The sequence below is a fragment of the Lacrimispora sanguinis genome, from assembly GCF_044987295.1.
GTDB classification, from domain to species: domain Bacteria; phylum Bacillota; class Clostridia; order Lachnospirales; family Lachnospiraceae; genus Lacrimispora; species Lacrimispora celerecrescens_B.
Genome location: NZ_CP173277.1, coordinates 452,065 through 470,142, shown reverse-complemented (window position 1 = coordinate 470,142; position 18,078 = coordinate 452,065). Strand labels below are relative to the sequence as shown.

Below are 18,078 nucleotides of genomic sequence, written 5' to 3'. Positions count from 1 at the left end.
TTCACCTCCATTTCCCCTTTTATTCAAATTCCAGGGATTTTATATAACCGTTGATTTTCATCTCCTCATTGGTGTAGTATTCTATCATCAGCCTGCTTCCGCCAATGATCACACGACAGTTCTTTGCCTGAAGTTTGATGGAACAGTCTGTATACAGGATAATGCTTCGGTAATTTTCTATGACAACGCTGTGACGTCCAAGAAAAGATACAAGCACTTCTCCCAGAACCACGTCCTTCGGGAGTTTTAAGGCGGAAGCTGCTTTTTCCTTTGATTCCTCAAACATAATCCCTTTTCTGCCCCTCTCTTTTTATTTTTGCATACAATGGGGTTTTAATCCCTTTATACTATATGCAAAAAAGATGCGGAACATTCTACGGCCTTAAAAGTCGAAAAAACCCCTGGTCACATAGAAATGGGACCAGGGGCTCATCTTTTAACTATTAGTTATATTTACGTTTTCTTGCAGCTTCGGACTTTTTCTTACGTCTTACGCTTGGTTTCTCGTAATGCTCTCTCTTACGAATTTCCTGCTGGATACCTGCTTTTGCACAGTTTCTTTTGAATCTGCGTAAAGCACTATCTAAGGTCTCGTTGTCTTTAACGATAACATTTGACATAGCTCACACCTAACCTCCCTCCAGTTGTGTACTTGTGCATAATACAACTGTTTGGGTATTTTATAGCACTGATATGATTATAGCATAATTTTGCCATACGTCAAGAAAAACTTTTATATTTTTCTTAATGTTTCCCTTGTTAATTCAGTTGTTCTGCAACAACTTCTGTAACTTTTTCAAGGCACGCATCGACTCCTGCCGGATTTTTTCCGCCTGCCTGAGCCATATTCGGACGTCCGCCGCCGCCTCCGCCGACTAAGGAAGCAATGGCTTTGATCAAGTTGCCTGCATGGGCTCCCTTCTTCTGCGCTTCCTCCGTGACAGTAGCCATCAGATTCACTTTATCATCCTGAATAGAGGCGATTACAATGACTCCGTCGCCTAATTTATCTTTCAGCTGGTCGCCTAAATTGCGGAGTCCATTCATATCCACATCAAGAACTTTTGTGGCAAGGACCTTTACTCCCTTAATTTCTTTTACCTGTTCCATTACATTTCCAAGAGAATCTTTTGCAAGTTTGCTTTTTAACTTTTCATTCTCAGAATGCAGGGCTTTTATTTCTTCTAAAAGAGATTCGATTTTTGCCGTCAGGGATGAAGGCGTTGTCTTGGCAGTCTTTGCCGCTTCATGAAGTTCCTTTTCTGTTTCCTGATAATAATGCATCAGGCCGTCTCCGGTCAGAGCTTCGATTCTCCGGACTCCGGCTGCAATACCGGTTTCGGACAGGATCTTAAAGGAGCCGATGACTCCCGTATTGTTAATATGGGTGCCGCCGCAAAGTTCCGTGGAAAAGTCTCCCATCTTTACTACGCGGACCGTATCACCGTATTTTTCCCCAAACAGTGCCATAGCACCAGATTTTTTAGCTTCCTCTAACGTCATGATTTCCGTTTTTACAGGAAGAGATTCCTTGATTTTCTCATTTACAAGTGTTTCCACCTGGTCAATCTCTTGAAGTGTCATGGCTGAGAAATGAGTAAAGTCGAAACGCAGTCTGTCTCCGTCAACGAAGGAACCGGCCTGTTCCACATGATTGCCCAGAACAGCTCTTAAGGCTTTCTGGAGAAGATGGGTTGCACTGTGGTTTTTCCCTGTATTCAGGCGGTTGTTCTCACAAACCTTTAAGGTAACCACATCACCAGTCTGCAGCATTCCCTTTATCATTCTGCCCACATGGCCCACTTTTCCACCCTGTAAATGGATGGTATCTTCCACCTTAAATTCGCCCATATCACTTACAATCCTGCCAACATCGCCCTGCTGGCCTCCCATGGTTCCGTAAAATACGGTCTGTTCCGTCACGATCGTTCCGGTCTCTCCGTCGGTAAGCGCCTCCACCAAGTCTGTTTCCGAGGTGAGGACAAGGATTTTGGAGTCACAAACCAGCTTATCATAGCCGATAAACTCCGTTGTAATGGTTGGATCAATGGATTGGTAGACAGTGACGTCTGCACCCATGTAATTGGTAGTCTTTCTGGCATTTCTGGCTGTTTCCCTTTGCTTTTGCATGGCAGCTTTAAAGCCGTCTTCATCGACTCCGAAATTCTTTTCTTCCAGAATCTCCAAAGTCAGATCAAGGGGGAATCCATAAGTATCATATAATTTGAAGGCATTCTCGCCGGAAAGGATGGTGACTTTCTCTTTGATCATCTCCTCTTCCAGCTCACCAAGAATGGCAAGGCCCTGGTCTATGGTCTTATTGAACTTGTCTTCCTCCTGGGTCAGAACTTTTAGAATCATCTCTTTCTTTTCTTCCAGCTCCGGATACCCATCCTTAGATAGGTCAATTACGGTGGTGGATAAGTCTGCAAGGAATTTTCCTTCGATTCCCAAAAGTCTTCCGTGACGGGCTGCTCTTCTTAAAAGGCGGCGGAGAACATAGCCCCTTCCTTCATTGGAGGGCATGATGCCATCGGATATCATAAAGGTACAGGAACGGACGTGATCTGTAATCAATCGAAGAGATACATCCACATCAAGATCCTTCTTGTATTCTGTTCTGGCCAGTTCAGCCACACGGGTTAAAAGAGCTTTTATTGTATCAACATCAAAAATGGAATCAACATCCTGAACAACTACGGCCAGACGCTCAAGGCCCATGCCGGTATCAATGTTTTTCTGCTGCAATTCCTCATAATTTCCATTGCCGTCATTTTCAAACTGTGTGAATACATTATTCCACACTTCCATATAACGGTCGCATTCACAGCCAACGGTACAGTCTGGCTTGCCGCAGCCGTACTTCTCTCCTCTGTCGTAGTAAATCTCAGAACAGGGGCCGCAGGGACCTGCGCCGTGCTCCCAGAAATTGTCTGCCTTACCCAAACGGAAAATTCGCTCAGGCGCAATGCCGATTTTCTTATTCCAGATTTCAAAGGCCTCATCATCTTCCAGATATACGGAGGGATACAGCCTGTCCGGGTCAAGACCGACTACCTGGGTCAAAAATTCCCATGACCAGTGAATCGCCTCATCCTTAAAATAATCCCCAAAGGAAAAGTTTCCCAGCATCTCAAAGAATGTGCCGTGGCGAGCGGTCTTGCCAACGTTCTCAATATCTCCTGTCCGGATACACTTCTGACAGGTAGTCACCCTTTTTCTTGGCGGGATTTCCTGGCCTGTAAAATATGGCTTAAGGGGAGCCATGCCCGAGTTGATTAACAACAAGCTGTTATCATTATGCGGAACCAGGGAGAAGCTTTTCATCGCCAGATGTCCCTTACTTTCAAAAAATTCAAGGAACATTCTCCTCAGTTCATTCACACCGTAGTTCTTCACGTTACTGTCCTCCGTTTGCTATTTTGTCTCTTTTGTCGCACTGCCGCTGTTTACGGCATCCTTATGATCTCTGTATTTCTTGCCGCATACGATACCGCCCCAAGCAAGAAACAGGAAGAACAGAAATTTTATCGCGGCCTCCAATAAACTTGCAAATATAGCTGTCATATTTTTTTCCTCCCGAAAAATTCATATAGTATCACTCATTTTACTATCCTATCATATGGGATTTTATTTATCAAGATGTAGCTATGGAATTTTTTTCGAACAAAATAAAAAGTACGGCAAATACCGTACTTTTTACTGTCCATCTTCCGAAGAGAGAACATCCATGTATTCCGTTACCAGATCATAGGCCCGCGCCCTCGTGGATTCTGCCATGGAAGCCGTGTACTCAACCTCTTCCAGACTTCCGCCGCTATATTTTTTTGCGGCCTCCTCTGCCTTTGCATCCCTGCTTTTGATCCATGCCTGCTGTGTGGTTTCAAGGGCTTCCTTATCTTCGTCAGTCAGCCCCTCTATAATAGCGGCATAAATCGCATTCTGTTCCCTGGTCCACAGCTTTAGTTCTTTTTCCACCAGAGCCTTCATGGAATAGGTATTGGAATCTCCTGATTCCCCCCGCATCTTTTTGATCTGGGCATCCAGTTCCAGTAAGTGCTTCTGATAATAGGCTGCCCCTTCCATAGGAGCGGCAGCATTCGCCTGCCTGCTTTTTAAATCCGGACTTATTGGCGAGATTACGATTTCCCCAGTGGAAGCCTCATTAGAGCTTTCTACTGCCTGGGGGGCCGCTTCTGCCTGATCGGAAACTGCAGCACTTTTCATCCGAAATTCGGCTTCTGCCGGCTGGGATCTGTTCTCCACAGCAGTTTCGGCGATTGGAGCAGCAGCCGGACCGACCTTCCTCATCTTTGAGTCCTCTGCGGAAGCAGGTGCTTCCTGAGGAGCCGCCGCATCCGCTGAAAACAATTCCGGCGTTCCGCCATAAGCTTTTGCTTCTGCATGAGCATCCGGAATTTCGGAGTTAGAAAGCCCGGTAATTCCCAAAGGATCCGAATCATTTTCCTTGCTTTTAACAAAACTGGATGTGGCAAGGGTTATGAGGATTCCAATGACCAGAATGCTTCCGATTACAATCCAAATTCCTCTATTTTTATTCATGAAATATCATCCTAACCTAGTTGATGAAAATAACATAGCACAAATAAAAAAGAAAGAAAATAGGAATTCGCAATTAGTAAGACATTGTAAGAGATATGTAAGTTTTTGACATTTTCCTTGCTTGCCATATCATATCCCTTCGTCGATCAGCAGATCATCTCCATCCGCAGCGCTTGTAGCCAGGACATCACACCGTTCATTCTGCGGGTGACCAGCATGTCCCTTTACCCAGTGAAAACTTACCTGATGAGGTTCCATGGCCCTTAACAGCCGTTCCCATAGATCAATGTTCTTTACAGGGCCGCTTTTGCCTCTTTTCCAGTTGTTTTTTACCCAGTTATCAATCCAATGCTGATTAAATGCGTCCGTCACATATTTAGAATCAGAGTATAATTCTACCTTGCAGGGCCTGGTAAGTGCTTCCAGACCTGCAATGGCCGCCATAAGTTCCATACGGTTGTTGGTGGTCTTTACATATCCCGCCGACATGGTTTTTTCGTGGAGCTGCCCTTTGGAATCCGTAAATTGCAAAACCGCACCATAGCCTCCCGGCCCATCGGGGTTTCCTCTTGCAGCTCCGTCGGTAAATAATTGTACATTCGTCACTTCTTTTGTTCTCCTTATCTATCCCATTTATCACATAATGAATTAATTTGATCCGCAAATTTGGCAAGATCCTTGTTGGCTCCGCCTTCGTTGTGACGGATAACCTGCAAAAGCCTTTCGCCGGCAGCAAAAAGCCTTCCATAAACACCCACTGGTTTTTTTGAGATTTCCGGTGCTTTGACAACTGCAACACCCTCTGTTTCATCCAGCCATCTTCCTAGAGATAGATCATAAACAGAACCGGAGTGAGGGGCCTTTACCCTATATCCGTAATCCTTCTCAAGGAGCTGTTCAAAGGAGCTGCAAACCTGATCATCACCGTGTACCAGAAATACTTGTCGCGGTTTTTCTTCAAAAGCATTCAACCAGGCAATCAATCCTTCCATATCTGCGTGGGAACTCATTCCCTCCATCTGTTCTATATGGGCTTCCACCTGAATGGTTTCGCCAAATAGTCTTACTTCACTGCAGCCTTCAATCAGGCTTCTTCCCAGTGTTCCTATGGACTGGTATCCGGTAAAAACAATGGTACATGACCGTCTCCATAAATTATGCTTTAAGTGATGGCGGATACGGCCTGCATCACACATGCCTGCCGCTGATATGATCACTTTTGGTTTTGAATTAAAATTAATGTTCTTGGATTCTTCACTGGTAACCGACAGCTTTAGGCCTGGAAAGGAAATGGGGTTGATGCCTTTCATAACCAGTTCCTTTGTTTCTTCATCGTAGCAGTCTACCAGATTATCTTTAAAAATCTGGGTTGCTTCCACTGCCAGAGGGCTGTCGACATAAACCTCAAACCCGTCGTGACCGGTGACCAATTTCTCTGCTTTGATACGGCGGAACATATAGAGGAGCTCCTGGGTCCTTCCTACTGCAAATGCGGGTATTACCACGTTTCCGCCTCTGTCAAGGGTCTTCTGGACAATTCCTGCAAGGATGGAAACATGATCCGGTATCACACCGTGAAGCCGGTCTCCGTAGGTGCATTCCATAACCACATAATCCGCCTCTTTTATGTAGTGAGGGTCACGGATTAAGGGTTTGTTCTTGTTGCCAATATCACCGGAAAATACGATTTTTCTAGAGGTCCCGCTTTCTGTGATCCAGATTTCAACAGAGGCGGAACCAAGAAGATGGCCTACGTCTATAAAGCGGATTGTAAAGCCATCCTCCAGTTCCACCTTTTCGTTGTAATTGTAGGAATGAAACAGCTCCAATACGCCCATGGCATCATTTATTCCGTACAGGGGTTCTTCTTCCGGGAGTCCTGCCCGCCTGGCTTTTCTGTTCTTCCACTCTGTTTCTGACTCCTGAATATGGGCGCTGTCCTTCAGCATAATGCCGCAAAGGTCGGCGGTTGCCACTGTGGAGATCACCTGTCCCCGGAACCCTCTTGCATAGATAAAAGGAAGCATTCCTGCATGATCGATATGAGCATGGGTCAAAAGAACATAATCGATTTCCGCATAGCTGACCGGCAGATCCACATTTACAAATTTATCAATCCCCTGCTCCATACCGCAGTCCACAAGGATTTTAAAACCGGCAGCTTCCAGATAATGACAGCTCCCGGTTACCTCGCGGGCTGCGCCGATGAACATTAATTTCATATAGCCCTCCTTTTGTACCTGTTTTTTGTATTATACCATTAATTTAGATAATAATGCAAATCATACCGCCATTACTATCGTTAATTATTTTTTGGAGGGTGTCCTGAAGTTTTATTTGACAGTCTTCTGTAAGCTGGGAGACCTTTTGCTGAATGCCGTCTTCAACGATCTGTTCAATGGATTTTCCAAAGATATTGGTATTCCATATTCCGTCTTCGCTTTCTCTTGCATTTTCTTTAATGTAAGCGATCAAATCTTCTGCCTGCTGTTCGCTTCCAACAATGGGGGCGATCTCCGTCTGGATATGGGCTTTAATTAAATTGATGGAAGGTGCTTCTGCCCGCATTTTTACTCCGTATTTATTCCCGTGCTTAATGACTTCCGGTTCATCCAGTATAATCTCGGACCGTTCCGGGGTCACGATTCCATAACCTTTGAAACGAACCTGACTCATGGCCTGATTGACCTTTTCGTATTCTGCCTTCATTTTTGAAAGCTCGCTTAAGGTTTGCATCAACTGGTATTCTCCCTCAATCGGAAGTCCTACGTAATCACTTAAAATCTGATAATAATAACTGTCATCTACATCCATGGCAACGGATACGCTGCCGTCGGCCATATTTAAGTTTTGGATCTTAATAGACCGGACGCTTTCAGTTGACCCGTCAAATAAGTCTGGTGATACGTCCTTCATGTGGGATACTTTTTTAACCATATCTTTTGCAGCCTGGATGACCTGGGCCTTCAGCCAGTGGGTAGCAGGGAGGATCTCAAGCCATTTGGGAATAAAGAAATCCATTTCCGTTACGGGGAATTCCTTTAATACCCGTTCAAGAATGTTGTTTACATCATCCTTTTTTAACTGTTCACAGTTAATGGGCAAAACCGTTACCCCATATTTCTGGCTCATATCCCTTGAGAGTGCCGCCGTTTCATCGGAATACGGCTTTGCAGAATTGAGCAGAATGATAAATGGTTTCCCTAAGTTTCTTAATTCCTGTACGGTGCGCTCTTCTGCAGCTATGTAGTTGGGACGCTTCAATTCGCCGATGGAACCGTCTGTGGTTATGACTACGCCAATGGTAGAATGGTCATTAATAACCTTTCTGGTACCGATTTCTGCTGCTTTTGTAAAAGGTATCTCGTAATCAAACCAGGGTGTCTTCACCAGCCGTTCCTCATCATTTTCAATGTGGCCGGCAGCACCGTCTACCATAAAGCCTACACAGTCGATTAAGCGGACTTTTGTTTCGATTTCATCTCCCAGACGGATGATGGCCGCTTCTTTGGGGATGAATTTGGGTTCCGTGGTCATGATGGTTTTTCCTGCCGCACTCTGGGGCAGTTCGTCCCTTGTTTGAGTTTTCTGGTGTTCATCCTCCATGCCCGGCAGAACCATTAATTCCATAAAACGCTTGATAAATGTCGATTTTCCTGTTCTTACCGGCCCCACAACTCCGATGTAGATTTCTCCGTTGGTTCGGGCTTTGATATCATTGTATACGTTATAATTGTCCATAAAGATTCCCCCTTCTGTGCTGTTATACTATATGCATGGGAGAAAGGATTATTCTGAAAAAGAAAAAAATTAAAGGATGGCAAAAAAGCTTTTACACTTCTTTTGCCATCCTTAAAAATTTACGATTCTTAGTAAGCCATATGATTATTCGCTTAGATATGCCTTCTTTACCGAGTCATTATTCATCAGCTCATGAGCATCGCCGCTTAAAACAATGGCTCCTGTTTCCAAAACATAAGCGCGGTTTGCAATAGACAAAGCTTTTTTCGCGTTTTGTTCTACCAGCAGAACCGTGGTTCCTGACTTATTGACCTCCTGAATGATATCAAAAATCTCATTCACATAAATCGGAGAAAGTCCCATGGAGGGCTCGTCAAGCACGATAACCTTCGGATGGCTCATAAGTGCACGTCCCATGGCCAACATCTGCTGCTCTCCGCCGCTTAGAGTTCCCGCAGGCTGGTTCTTTCTCTCCAGAAGCCTTGGGAAACGTTTGTAGATCATCTGCAGGGTTTCTTCAATCTCATTTTTATCCCGTCTTGTATAAGCGCCCAGCTTTAAATTTTCATAAACGCTTAAAGCTGCAAAAACCCGCCGTCCTTCCGGTACATGAGCCATACCCATGCCCACAATTTTATCACCACGAATTTTTGTGATATCGTGGCCGTCAAACTGGATGGTACCGGAGGCCGATTTTAAAAGGCCGGTTATGGTATGAAGGGTCGTGGTCTTTCCGGCGCCGTTGGCGCCGATTAAGGCTACGATTTCACCTTCATTTACCTCAAAGGAAATATTTTTAAGCGCCTTGATGACGCCATAATAGACTTCTAAATCTTTTACTTCAAGTAATGCCATTCCATAAGCCTCCTTATTCTCCCAGATATGCCTTGATGACTTCCGGATCATTAAGCACATCCGCCGTTTTTCCCTGGGTAAGCACCTGGCCGAAATTCAGTACGGTCAGTCTTTCACAGATGCCGGAAACAAGCTTCATATCGTGTTCAATGAGCAGAATGGTCATATCAAAATTATCCCGTACAAAGCGTATGGTATCCATAAGCTCTGTGGTTTCGTTGGGATTCATACCGGCTGCCGGTTCATCCAGAAGCAAAAGCTTAGGACCTGTGGCAAGGGCACGGGCGATCTCCAGCTTCCTCTGCTTTCCATATGGAAGGTTGGAAGCGAGGATATCCTTTTCCTCATCAAGGCCAAATACTTTTAAAAGCTCTATGGCCCGCTCATCCATCTCTTTTTCCACTTTAAAATACTTAGGTAGGCGGAGAATTCCTGTAACCGTCCCATAGGAATAAGCGTTGTGAAGACCGGTTTTAACATTATCAAGAACAGTTAATTCCTTAAACAGACGGATATTCTGAAAGGTCCTAGCGATTCCGGCCCTGTTAATATCCACTGTTTTTTTCCCTGTTATGTTCTCTCCATCCAATAAAATGGTACCTGTATTGGGTTTATATACACCGGTTAAAAGGTTAAAAATTGTGGTTTTACCGGCACCGTTTGGGCCGATCAGACCATAAAGCTGTCCTTTTTCAATGGTGATGCTGAAATTATCTACGGCGCGCAATCCGCCAAAGGATATTCCAAGATTATCGATTTCCAGTAAAGCCATGGTTATGCCCTCTCCTTCTCTGCCCTGTTCTTATGGAAATACCGTTTCCTTAAATCAATTAATTTAGGACTCCAGTTAAAAATCATCATGACAATCAGGATGATGGCGTAAATCAGCATCCGGTAGGTATTTAAGCCTCTCAAAAGCTCCGGAAGCAGAGTCAGAAGAACTGCAGCGATCATGGAACCACGGATATTTCCGATTCCGCCGAGAACTACAAATACAAGAATCATAATGGACTGGTTATAGCCAAAATTCTTCTGTGTTGCAGTAAGTGCGGAAAGGTTATGGGAATACAGAACACCGGCCACGCCTGCTAAGGCAGCGGAAATGGTGAAGGCCATTAATTTGTATTTTGTTATATTGATACCAATGGACTCCGCCGCAATGCGGTTGTCTCGTACAGACATAATGGCCCGTCCGGATCTGGAGTGAATTAAATTCAGAACAATTACCAGTGTGATCAATATAAGGATAACACCAATGGTAAATGTGGAGTTTTTAGGCGTTCCCGTAATTCCCTGGGCACCGTTTATGATCACTGTCCCCTCTTTTGCCATATTGAGAGCCATCGCGTTTTTTGTGGAAAAATGAAGCCCGCTAGCATCTTTTCCAATATAAACCACGTTTATCACATTCTTAATGATTTCTCCAAATGCCAGGGTAACAATGGCTAAATAATCGCCCCGAAGCCTTAAAACAGGAATTCCAACCACAATGCCAGCCAGTGCCGCAAAGAACGCTCCAATTAAAATAGCGAAAAAGAAACGGATTCCCGCATTGGGGATGGCTTCCAGCATGGAAATGGAAAACAAGGCGCTGGAAAAGGCTCCCACACACATGAAACCTGCGTGACCCAGACTTAGTTCCCCAAGGATGCCTACGGTTAAGTTTAAGGATATTGCCATAATGGTATAAATGCAAATGGGTACCAAGAGGCCCTTCATTAAGTTGCTTACCTGGCCTGCATTTACCAGAAGCTGTACAATTATATAGGCAGCAATCACAATCCCATAGGTTATTATATTGCTTCTTAATGTCTTATTCAGACGGAAATTTATCTTCATACTTTTTTCCATATCGTCCACCTATACTTTCTCGTTGATCTTCTTGCCAAGGATTCCGGTTGGTTTTACAAGAAGAACGACAATCAGGACTCCAAATACGATGGCATCGGAAAGCTGGGAAGAAATATAAGCCTTGCTTAAGTTTTCAATCACGCCCAATAAAAGTCCGCCGATAAACGCTCCAGGAATGGAGCCGATCCCGCCAAATACGGCAGCCACGAATGCCTTAATGCCTGGCATGGAGCCGGTATAGGGGGTAAGGGTCGGATAGGCGGAACAAAGAAGGGCACCTGCCACAGCAGCCAGGGCAGAGCCGATAGCAAAAGTAAGGGCAATGGTTCCGTCCACGTTAATTCCCATGAGCTGGGCGGCTCCTTTATCTTCCGATACGGCAAGCATGGCCTGTCCTGCTCTTGTTTTTTTGATAAACATCGTCAGACCGATCATAATGATGATACAGCTGATGATCGTAACAATGGTCTCACCGGAAATAATCAGTTTTCCCTGTAAAAGCTTAAGAGCCGGAACTGTTACGACAGAAGTAAAGGACTTCGGATTAGAACCAAAAACGAGCAGTGCGATGTTTTGGAGCAGGTAGCTCACACCGATTGCCGTGATCAGAACCGCAAGAGGGCTTGCCATACGGAGAGGACGGTAAGCGACCCCCTCAATGACAACGCCAAGTACCGTGCATAGGATCACTGCAAGAAGTATGCCGGCAACAGGGCCAAGGCCCATTGTGCTGACAACTGTGAACACCACGTATCCTCCGATCATAATTACATCGCCATGAGCAAAATTAAGCATCTTGGCAATGCCATATACCATGGTATACCCCAAGGCAATGATCGCATAAACACTGCCCAGACTTAGGCCATTAATAAAATAGGATATGAAACTCATCATACCATCGCACCTCATTCGTTGTTTATTTTAAAAGAAGAGAGTCGTCCTCTGGACGACCCTCTATTGGGTCATTTACCAAATGAATGAAATTCAGTAATTACATCGCTGTGTAAACACCATTTACGATCTTAACAGCTTTTGGTGCCTTATCCGGTTCTCCGTCTTTGGACCATTTCATGTTCTCGCCTGTTAAGCCGTTTACGGAAATTTCTGTCATAGATGTCTTTAAAGCATCGCAGATTGCAGAAGCATCCATGTCTGCTGTAATCGCAGCCTTTTCAGCAGCAGCCTTAATGGCGTATACTGCATCATAACCATCGGCAGCAAACTGGTTTGGTGTTTCGCCGTATTTCTCTTTGAATGTAGTAACAAACTTCTGGGTCAGTTCATCCTTTGCATCAGCAGCAAATGGTGTCAGAAGCATGACGTTTTCAGCTAAGGAAGTATCAAAGTTTTCTACGGTTAAAAGTCCGTCAAGTCCGTCACAGCCAAAGAACTGTGGCTCATATCCCATCTGCTTTGCCTGTGCAAGGATTAAGGCAGCCTGGGAATAGTAGATCGGAAGGAATACAAGCTCAGCGCCTGAATCCTGTGCCTTCTGAAGCTGTACGGAGAAGTTGGTATTGTTGTCTGCGGTAAATGCCTCATCAGACACAATTTCAATTCCCTGATTTGCTGCTTCAGAGAGGAATTTATCATGGATACCAGATGAATAAACATCGGAACTGTCATAAATAATAGCGACCTTGGTAGCCAGCTTGTTCTCACCAATGTACTGTGCGGAAGCTGCTCCCTGGTTTGGATCGGAGAAGCATACACGGAACTGGTTTTCAAATTTTGCGCAGTCTACGGCTGAACCGGAAGGAGTGAGCTGGAATATGTTATCGTTACTGGATTCCGCACCTACTGCGATACAGGGAGCGGAGGTAACAGTACCAACTAACATCTGCATACCCCAATCCTTTAAGGTATTGTACGCATTTACTGCTTTTTCCGTATCGTTTTCATCATCCTGGAAGTTGTAAACAATCTGAGCGCCATTGATTCCGCCATCTGCGTTAATTTCTTCAATGGCTAATTCCGCACCGCGCATAACAGCCTGTCCGTAAATCGCTGTGCTTCCAGTGATCGGTCCGATACCGCCGATTTTAAAAGAACCTTCTCCAGAAGCAGCTGCTCCCGAGGATTCTCCTGATGCCGCTTTTTCCCCTGCGGCGGTGGTTTCTGAAGTTTTGCCGCTTCCGCAGGCAGTTAAAGATGCAGCCAAAGCAATTGCCATGGCAAGGCTCAGTAACTTTTTCATAGATTTTTTCATAATCCATTCCTCCTCATAAAACGTTTTATATATACGGTTCCATTAGTAATATTTACTTGATAGAGGCAGATAATACACACCGGAATCCAGCAAATCACCTGTTCAATAAGCCAGGGGCGGATCGAACTTCGTTGACGTATACATAGTCTTTATAATAAATTGGCTTTTTAAAAAAGTCAACTGGTTTTAATTTAATTATAAAAAAATCCACATATTTCCTTTTTCCGGTCTGCACATGAGAAATGTTTCTTTCTTAATCCCAGGGCAGATCAGAACTTTCAATGGTCTTATCCCTAAGCATTAAATCCTTGACAGCTTCAGAGGCTGGTTTGTTGTTAAATAAAACTGCATTTACCTGCTCCACAATCGGCATGGAAACGCCGTATTTTTCCGACAGTGCCAGAGCGGCTTTGGCAGAATAAATGCCTTCTACCACCATCTTCACTTCTTTTGTTGCTTCATCCATAGTCTTACCCTGACCGATCAGAATTCCGGCTCTCCGGTTCCTGCTGTGCATACTTGCACAGGTCACGATCAGATCTCCGATTCCGGATAATCCGCAAAATGTCTGAAATTTACCGCCCATTTCCGTACCCAGCCTGGATATCTCGGCAATGCCCCTTGTGATCAGAGCGGCTTTTGTGTTATCACCATAGCCGAGTCCGTCTGCGATACCGGCAGCAAGAGCAATGACATTTTTGATGGAGGATCCAAGCTCGATTCCCAGGATGTCAGGGCTTGTGTAGACCCGGAAAACCTCACTCATAAAAATTCCCTGAATGAATTCCGCTGTCTTTCTGGTACGGGCACCTGCCACGCAGGTGGTGGGGAGATTTTTGCTCACCTCTTCCGCATGGCTGGGACCGGAAAGGACTGCCACATCTGCCATGGGAAGCTCTTCTTCCAATATTTCGGAGAGAGTCATAAGAGAAGCTTCTTCAATTCCTTTTGCAACGTTGACCACTACCTGACCATATCTGCAAAATGGATTCATCTTTCTTGCCGTTGAACGGACATAAACAGAAGGAACTGCAGTTACAAGAAGATCCCTCCCTGTCATGGCTTCTTCTAAGTCTTCTGTAAAAGCCATGTCTCCGGCAAGCACCAGATCCGGAAGGGTATGATGCCTGTGAGTCGATCTCATCTCCGAAATTTCTTCGGGAAGAGCCGACCAGACAGTTACCTCATGCCCATTATTATATAGAAGAGCCGCAAGCGCAATTCCCCAGCTCCCAGATCCGATTACTCCGATTTTAGCCATTTTCTTCACCTCATTTTATTTTTTTCCTGATTTAAAGGAAATTTTATTCTCTCTGCCACGGACAAGACGTCCGATATTTGCCCGGTGGCGCCAGAATGCCTGACCGCTGATCAGTGCTGTCACTATGTAGAACTCCGGCAATAATCTTTGATCAAGACCATATGCACCAATCCTTCCAAATAGGAACAGCCATACGAAAAAGATTGTGGCAACCACCAGAGAACCCAAAGATACATATCTTGTAACAGCAACGATCAAAACAAATGCCACCAGACATAAAAGCATCATTCTTAAATCAGTAGCTACGATCAGCCCGGCCGTGGCAGCAATGCCCTTGCCGCCTTTGAAATTAAGATAGAATGGGTAATTATGGCCCAGGATAACGCCAAAGCCCGTATACAATATCAGAAGATAAACCATCTCCGGCTGGGATCGGAACAGAACCCGGATCATCAGGCAAGGAAGCAATGACTTTAAGAAATCGCCTAAAAAGACCACTGCTCCAGCCTTTGCCCCCATAACCCTTAAGGCGTTGGTCGTGCCTGAATTACCGCTTCCGTAATTGCGGATGTCAATTTTATGAGCCTTACCGTAAAAATAACCGGACTGTAAGAGTCCAAATAAATAACCAGCAAAAAGACAGATGATTCGTTCCATACTATTGCTCCTTTCCGCTCCTTTCTCTATATATAAACTTTAGAGAGGTTCCTTTGAAACCGAATGCATCCCGGATCCTATTTTCCAGGTATCTAGTATAAGAAAAGTGAGTCAATTCCTTGTCATTTACAAAGATTACAAACGTCGGAGGCTTTACGGCAACCTGAGTGATATAATAGAGTCTTAATCGTTTGCCCTTATCAGACGGAGGCTGCTGAAGCGCTACGGCTTCTGTCATAATTTCATTTAAAACTCCGGTAGCTACCCGAAGGGTCTGGTTCTCCCGTACCATGTCAATCACCTCGAACAGCTTATTCATCCTTTGTCCGGTTTTTGCAGAAATAAATACGTACTCTGCATAAGGCATAAAGGACAGAGTATTCTTAATCTTATTTGTATATTCATAGATGGTCTTATCATTCTTTTCAATGGCATCCCATTTGTTGACTGCAACAACAATGCCCTTTCCACGTTCATGGGCAATACCCGCAATTTTAGCGTCCTGTTCGGTTACGCCTTCTTCTGCGTCAATGACCACTACCACCACATCGGCCCGTTCAACTGCCGTAACGGTACGGATGATGCTGTAGCGCTCCAGCTCCTCTTTAATCTTACTCTTCCGTCTTAAACCTGCCGTATCAATGAACACATACTCCGTGCCATTATGAACGATCTCCGTGTCCACCGCATCCCTGGTAGTGCCTGCAATATTGGAAACAATGACCCGGTTTTCTCCTAAGAGCTGATTTATAATAGAAGATTTTCCTACGTTTGGCTTTCCTACAATTGCTATTCTTGGCCTGTCATCCTCTTCTTCATCCGTATCAAAGGAACCGAAATGCTTTGCAACCTCATCAAGAAGTTCTCCAAGACCCAGTCTGGAAGCAGCAGAAACAGGGACCGGATCCCCGATTCCCAGGTTATAGAACTCATATACATCATTCCCAAACTTCTGGAAGCTGTCTACCTTGTTGACAGCAAGGACGATGGGCTTTTTGGATTTCCGAAGCATGTCAGCGACCTTGGAATCCGAGTCCACAAGTCCCTGACGAACATCCACGATAAAGATGATAACATCTGCGGTGGCAATGGCAATCTCCGCCTGCTCCCTCATCTGGGACAGGATAACGTCGCTGCTGTCCGGTTCAATCCCTCCTGTATCAATCAGGGTAAAATTCATATCCAGCCAGGTACAGTCTGCATAGATCCGGTCCCTGGTAACGCCTGGTGTGTCCTTTACAATTGAAATGGTATCACCGGCTAAAACATTAAACAACGTAGACTTTCCCACATTGGGGCGGCCTACGATGGCAACTATTGGTTTACTCATATGTTATTTCCTTTCTTCTTGTCGTCCATGCTTTCCGGACAAAAAGGTATACCCGCAGGGTACTTCTCTATTCGTCCATGCCTTTTGAGCTTAAGGGTATGCCCGCAAGGCTATTTAGTTCATATGCTTCATAAGAAGCTTCACTCTCTTCTACCGGCTCAAGTACTGCCTGTACAAAATCCTGACCGCTTGATTTTACAATATCTACCTGTACTTGTAAAGCATTTTGTACATCTTGACGGGTCAGGTCATCAAGAAATACCTCTTCTCCGCTTCGGAACATGCATTCCGGAAGCAATAACCGCCTGCCCAGTGCCTGTCCTTTAAGCTGGCCGATTAAATCCTGGCCGGTAATTAAGCCTGCCACTGTGATTTGCTCGCCGAAAAAGACATTGGTAATCGGATAAACGTGAATGACACGCCCGGGGAATTTTTCCTGTACCATTTTTGAATGTCTTACAATATAAGGAGCAGCGAGTGTGCCTGTTGCGATTGAGATCTCTTCAGACTTGTGGTCATCCTTCATGGTTTCTAAAGCGGCCACAATCTCTTCTTCCAAAAGCCGCAGCATGCCTACGCCGTTTTCCAGCTGAATATATCCGTCGTAATTGTTCTCTTCCGGAAAGGGCAGCCCCGCCAGGATATAAAGCTCGTCGCTGGCATGAATGAAATGGTTTCCGTGGGTTTTATAAAGCTTTTTCTGCCATCGCCCGATGATTTCCACGATCTCTTTTGCATCCTCGGCCGTAAACGGCTGTAAGGGATATAAACCTTCCCGGTATTTTGACATTCCAACAGGAACTGCTGAAACGCTCTCCATATATGGAAGGTATTTTGATAAATCCTCTATGGTCCTATCCAGTTCCTTTCCGTCATTGACGCCCTTGCACAGCACGATCTGTCCATTCATGGGGATCTCAGCCTCATACAGCCTCTGAATCTTATCCAGGGCTTCGCCTGCAAACCGGTTGTGAAGCATCTCACACCTTAAGGCGGGATTGGTGGTATGGACGGAAATGTTGATCGGTGCCAGCTTAAACTTAATGATACGGTCAATATCATGATCGCTCATGTTGGTCAGCGTCACGTAGTTTCCCTGTAAAAAGGAAAGCCTGGAATCGTCATCCTTAAAGTACAGGGTTTCTCTCATTCCAGGAGGCATCTGGTCAATAAAGCAGAAAATGCATTTATTCCGGCAGGATCTGTACTCGCTCATCAGCCCATTTTCAAAGGTGATCCCCAGATCCTCGTATTGATTTTCTATTTCCAGTTCCCATTCTTCCCCATTCATCTTTTTCACAGCCATTAGAATGGACTCGCTGTTAATATAATACTCATAATCAAAAATGTCTTCCAGTTCATGGCCATCTATGGACAGGACTGTATCCCCTGGCTCAAGTTCCAGCTGATCCGCAATGGAGCCGGGATCAACTTCTTTTATGATATGTCCTCTTTTGCTCATTATAATTTTACCTTTCTGTAGCTTCCAATATATCATAACAAGATTGTTACTCTTTGTAAAGGAAGCCTTTTTTGTTTTTTTCCTGGAAATACTGCCAAGGCTATTGACGCATTCTGTCAATCAATGGTATAAAAGGGTGTAAGATTAAA

General features: G+C 44.8%; 17 protein-coding genes. All 17 read right to left on the bottom strand.

The genetic code is table 11. The features are described 5' to 3' along the window. Positions 1 to 19 precede the first annotated feature (19 nt). Entirely contained in the window at positions 20 to 286 is a 267-nt protein-coding gene (locus tag ACHZES_RS02260) for a YabP/YqfC family sporulation protein (protein ID WP_025233186.1), read from the bottom strand. A 157-nt stretch (positions 287 to 443) separates the two neighbouring features. Beyond that, a complete protein-coding gene (gene rpsU, locus ACHZES_RS02255; RefSeq protein WP_008975787.1) occupies positions 444 to 620 on the bottom strand; it encodes a 30S ribosomal protein S21 in 177 nt (58 codons plus the stop codon). A gap of 139 nt (positions 621 to 759) precedes the next feature. Beyond that, positions 760 to 3,366 carry an alanine--tRNA ligase gene (alaS, locus tag ACHZES_RS02250; RefSeq protein WP_395548687.1) on the bottom strand — a complete coding sequence of 869 codons (2,607 nt, stop codon included), beginning with the start codon at positions 3,364 to 3,366 and terminating at the stop codon, positions 760 to 762. Positions 3,367 to 3,417: 51 nt separating this feature from the next. Beyond that, positions 3,418 to 3,567 (bottom strand): hypothetical protein, encoded by a 150-nt coding sequence (locus tag ACHZES_RS02245; RefSeq protein WP_166429748.1) that lies wholly within the window; start codon positions 3,565 to 3,567, stop codon positions 3,418 to 3,420. A 132-nt stretch (positions 3,568 to 3,699) separates the two neighbouring features. Beyond that, entirely contained in the window at positions 3,700 to 4,563 is an 864-nt protein-coding gene (locus ACHZES_RS02240) for a lysozyme inhibitor LprI family protein (protein ID WP_395548536.1), read from the bottom strand. Between the two features lie 129 nt (positions 4,564 to 4,692). Beyond that, positions 4,693 to 5,169: a ribonuclease HI gene (rnhA, locus tag ACHZES_RS02235; protein WP_038282941.1), complete on the bottom strand. Its 477-nt coding sequence runs from the start codon at positions 5,167 to 5,169 to the stop codon at positions 4,693 to 4,695. 14 nt (positions 5,170 to 5,183) lie between these two features. After that, a complete protein-coding gene (locus ACHZES_RS02230; RefSeq protein ID WP_038282943.1) occupies positions 5,184 to 6,785 on the bottom strand; it encodes an MBL fold metallo-hydrolase RNA specificity domain-containing protein in 1,602 nt (533 codons plus the stop codon). Positions 6,786 to 6,828: 43 nt separating this feature from the next. Next, positions 6,829 to 8,304 carry a stage IV sporulation protein A gene (gene spoIVA / locus ACHZES_RS02225; RefSeq protein WP_395548537.1) on the bottom strand — a complete coding sequence of 492 codons (1,476 nt, stop codon included), beginning with the start codon at positions 8,302 to 8,304 and terminating at the stop codon, positions 6,829 to 6,831. 144 nt (positions 8,305 to 8,448) lie between these two features. Further along, positions 8,449 to 9,159, bottom strand: coding sequence for an ABC transporter ATP-binding protein (locus tag ACHZES_RS02220; protein WP_089993268.1), 711 nt, complete (start codon positions 9,157 to 9,159; stop codon positions 8,449 to 8,451). Positions 9,160 to 9,172: 13 nt separating this feature from the next. Then, positions 9,173 to 9,931, bottom strand: coding sequence for an ABC transporter ATP-binding protein (locus ACHZES_RS02215; RefSeq protein ID WP_038282949.1), 759 nt, complete (start codon positions 9,929 to 9,931; stop codon positions 9,173 to 9,175). A gap of 2 nt (positions 9,932 to 9,933) precedes the next feature. Next, complete coding sequence (locus ACHZES_RS02210) at positions 9,934 to 11,010, bottom strand: branched-chain amino acid ABC transporter permease (RefSeq protein WP_089993265.1); 1,077 nt, start codon at positions 11,008 to 11,010, stop codon at positions 9,934 to 9,936. A gap of 9 nt (positions 11,011 to 11,019) precedes the next feature. Then, the gene (locus ACHZES_RS02205) at positions 11,020 to 11,901 is read right to left on the bottom strand and encodes a branched-chain amino acid ABC transporter permease (RefSeq protein ID WP_038283162.1); all 882 of its coding nucleotides are present in this window, start codon (positions 11,899 to 11,901) and stop codon (positions 11,020 to 11,022) included. Between the two features lie 100 nt (positions 11,902 to 12,001). Beyond that, positions 12,002 to 13,219 (bottom strand): ABC transporter substrate-binding protein, encoded by a 1,218-nt coding sequence (locus ACHZES_RS02200; protein ID WP_051835245.1) that lies wholly within the window; start codon positions 13,217 to 13,219, stop codon positions 12,002 to 12,004. 253 nt (positions 13,220 to 13,472) lie between these two features. Continuing rightward, positions 13,473 to 14,480: an NAD(P)H-dependent glycerol-3-phosphate dehydrogenase gene (locus ACHZES_RS02195; protein WP_038282953.1), complete on the bottom strand. Its 1,008-nt coding sequence runs from the start codon at positions 14,478 to 14,480 to the stop codon at positions 13,473 to 13,475. Positions 14,481 to 14,495: 15 nt separating this feature from the next. Then, positions 14,496 to 15,137: a glycerol-3-phosphate 1-O-acyltransferase PlsY gene (plsY, locus tag ACHZES_RS02190; RefSeq protein WP_089993257.1), complete on the bottom strand. Its 642-nt coding sequence runs from the start codon at positions 15,135 to 15,137 to the stop codon at positions 14,496 to 14,498. A 1-nt stretch (position 15,138) separates the two neighbouring features. Continuing rightward, positions 15,139 to 16,467: a ribosome biogenesis GTPase Der gene (der, locus tag ACHZES_RS02185; RefSeq protein WP_154520685.1), complete on the bottom strand. Its 1,329-nt coding sequence runs from the start codon at positions 16,465 to 16,467 to the stop codon at positions 15,139 to 15,141. 67 nt (positions 16,468 to 16,534) lie between these two features. Beyond that, positions 16,535 to 17,929, bottom strand: a complete 1,395-nt coding sequence (locus tag ACHZES_RS02180) for a DUF512 domain-containing protein (RefSeq protein WP_395548539.1) — start codon at positions 17,927 to 17,929, stop codon at positions 16,535 to 16,537. Positions 17,930 to 18,078 lie beyond the last annotated feature (149 nt).

Coding starts and splice junctions, on each gene's coding strand:
- ACHZES_RS02260 (WP_025233186.1), bottom strand. CDS start 286: ATGTTTGAGGAATCAAAGGAAAAAGCAGCTTCCGCCTTAAAACTCCCG.
- rpsU (WP_008975787.1), bottom strand. CDS start 620: ATGTCAAATGTTATCGTTAAAGACAACGAGACCTTAGATAGTGCTTTA.
- alaS (WP_395548687.1), bottom strand. CDS start 3,366: ATGTTCCTTGAATTTTTTGAAAGTAAGGGACATCTGGCGATGAAAAGC.
- ACHZES_RS02245 (WP_166429748.1), bottom strand. CDS start 3,567: ATGACAGCTATATTTGCAAGTTTATTGGAGGCCGCGATAAAATTTCTG.
- ACHZES_RS02240 (WP_395548536.1), bottom strand. CDS start 4,563: ATGAATAAAAATAGAGGAATTTGGATTGTAATCGGAAGCATTCTGGTC.
- ACHZES_RS02230 (WP_038282943.1), bottom strand. CDS start 6,785: ATGAAATTAATGTTCATCGGCGCAGCCCGCGAGGTAACCGGGAGCTGT.
- spoIVA (WP_395548537.1), bottom strand. CDS start 8,304: ATGGACAATTATAACGTATACAATGATATCAAAGCCCGAACCAACGGA.
- ACHZES_RS02220 (WP_089993268.1), bottom strand. CDS start 9,159: ATGGCATTACTTGAAGTAAAAGATTTAGAAGTCTATTATGGCGTCATC.
- ACHZES_RS02215 (WP_038282949.1), bottom strand. CDS start 9,931: ATGGCTTTACTGGAAATCGATAATCTTGGAATATCCTTTGGCGGATTG.
- ACHZES_RS02210 (WP_089993265.1), bottom strand. CDS start 11,010: ATGGAAAAAAGTATGAAGATAAATTTCCGTCTGAATAAGACATTAAGA.
- ACHZES_RS02205 (WP_038283162.1), bottom strand. CDS start 11,901: ATGAGTTTCATATCCTATTTTATTAATGGCCTAAGTCTGGGCAGTGTT.
- ACHZES_RS02200 (WP_051835245.1), bottom strand. CDS start 13,219: ATGAAAAAATCTATGAAAAAGTTACTGAGCCTTGCCATGGCAATTGCT.
- ACHZES_RS02195 (WP_038282953.1), bottom strand. CDS start 14,480: ATGGCTAAAATCGGAGTAATCGGATCTGGGAGCTGGGGAATTGCGCTT.
- plsY (WP_089993257.1), bottom strand. CDS start 15,137: ATGGAACGAATCATCTGTCTTTTTGCTGGTTATTTATTTGGACTCTTA.
- der (WP_154520685.1), bottom strand. CDS start 16,467: ATGAGTAAACCAATAGTTGCCATCGTAGGCCGCCCCAATGTGGGAAAG.
- ACHZES_RS02180 (WP_395548539.1), bottom strand. CDS start 17,929: ATGAGCAAAAGAGGACATATCATAAAAGAAGTTGATCCCGGCTCCATT.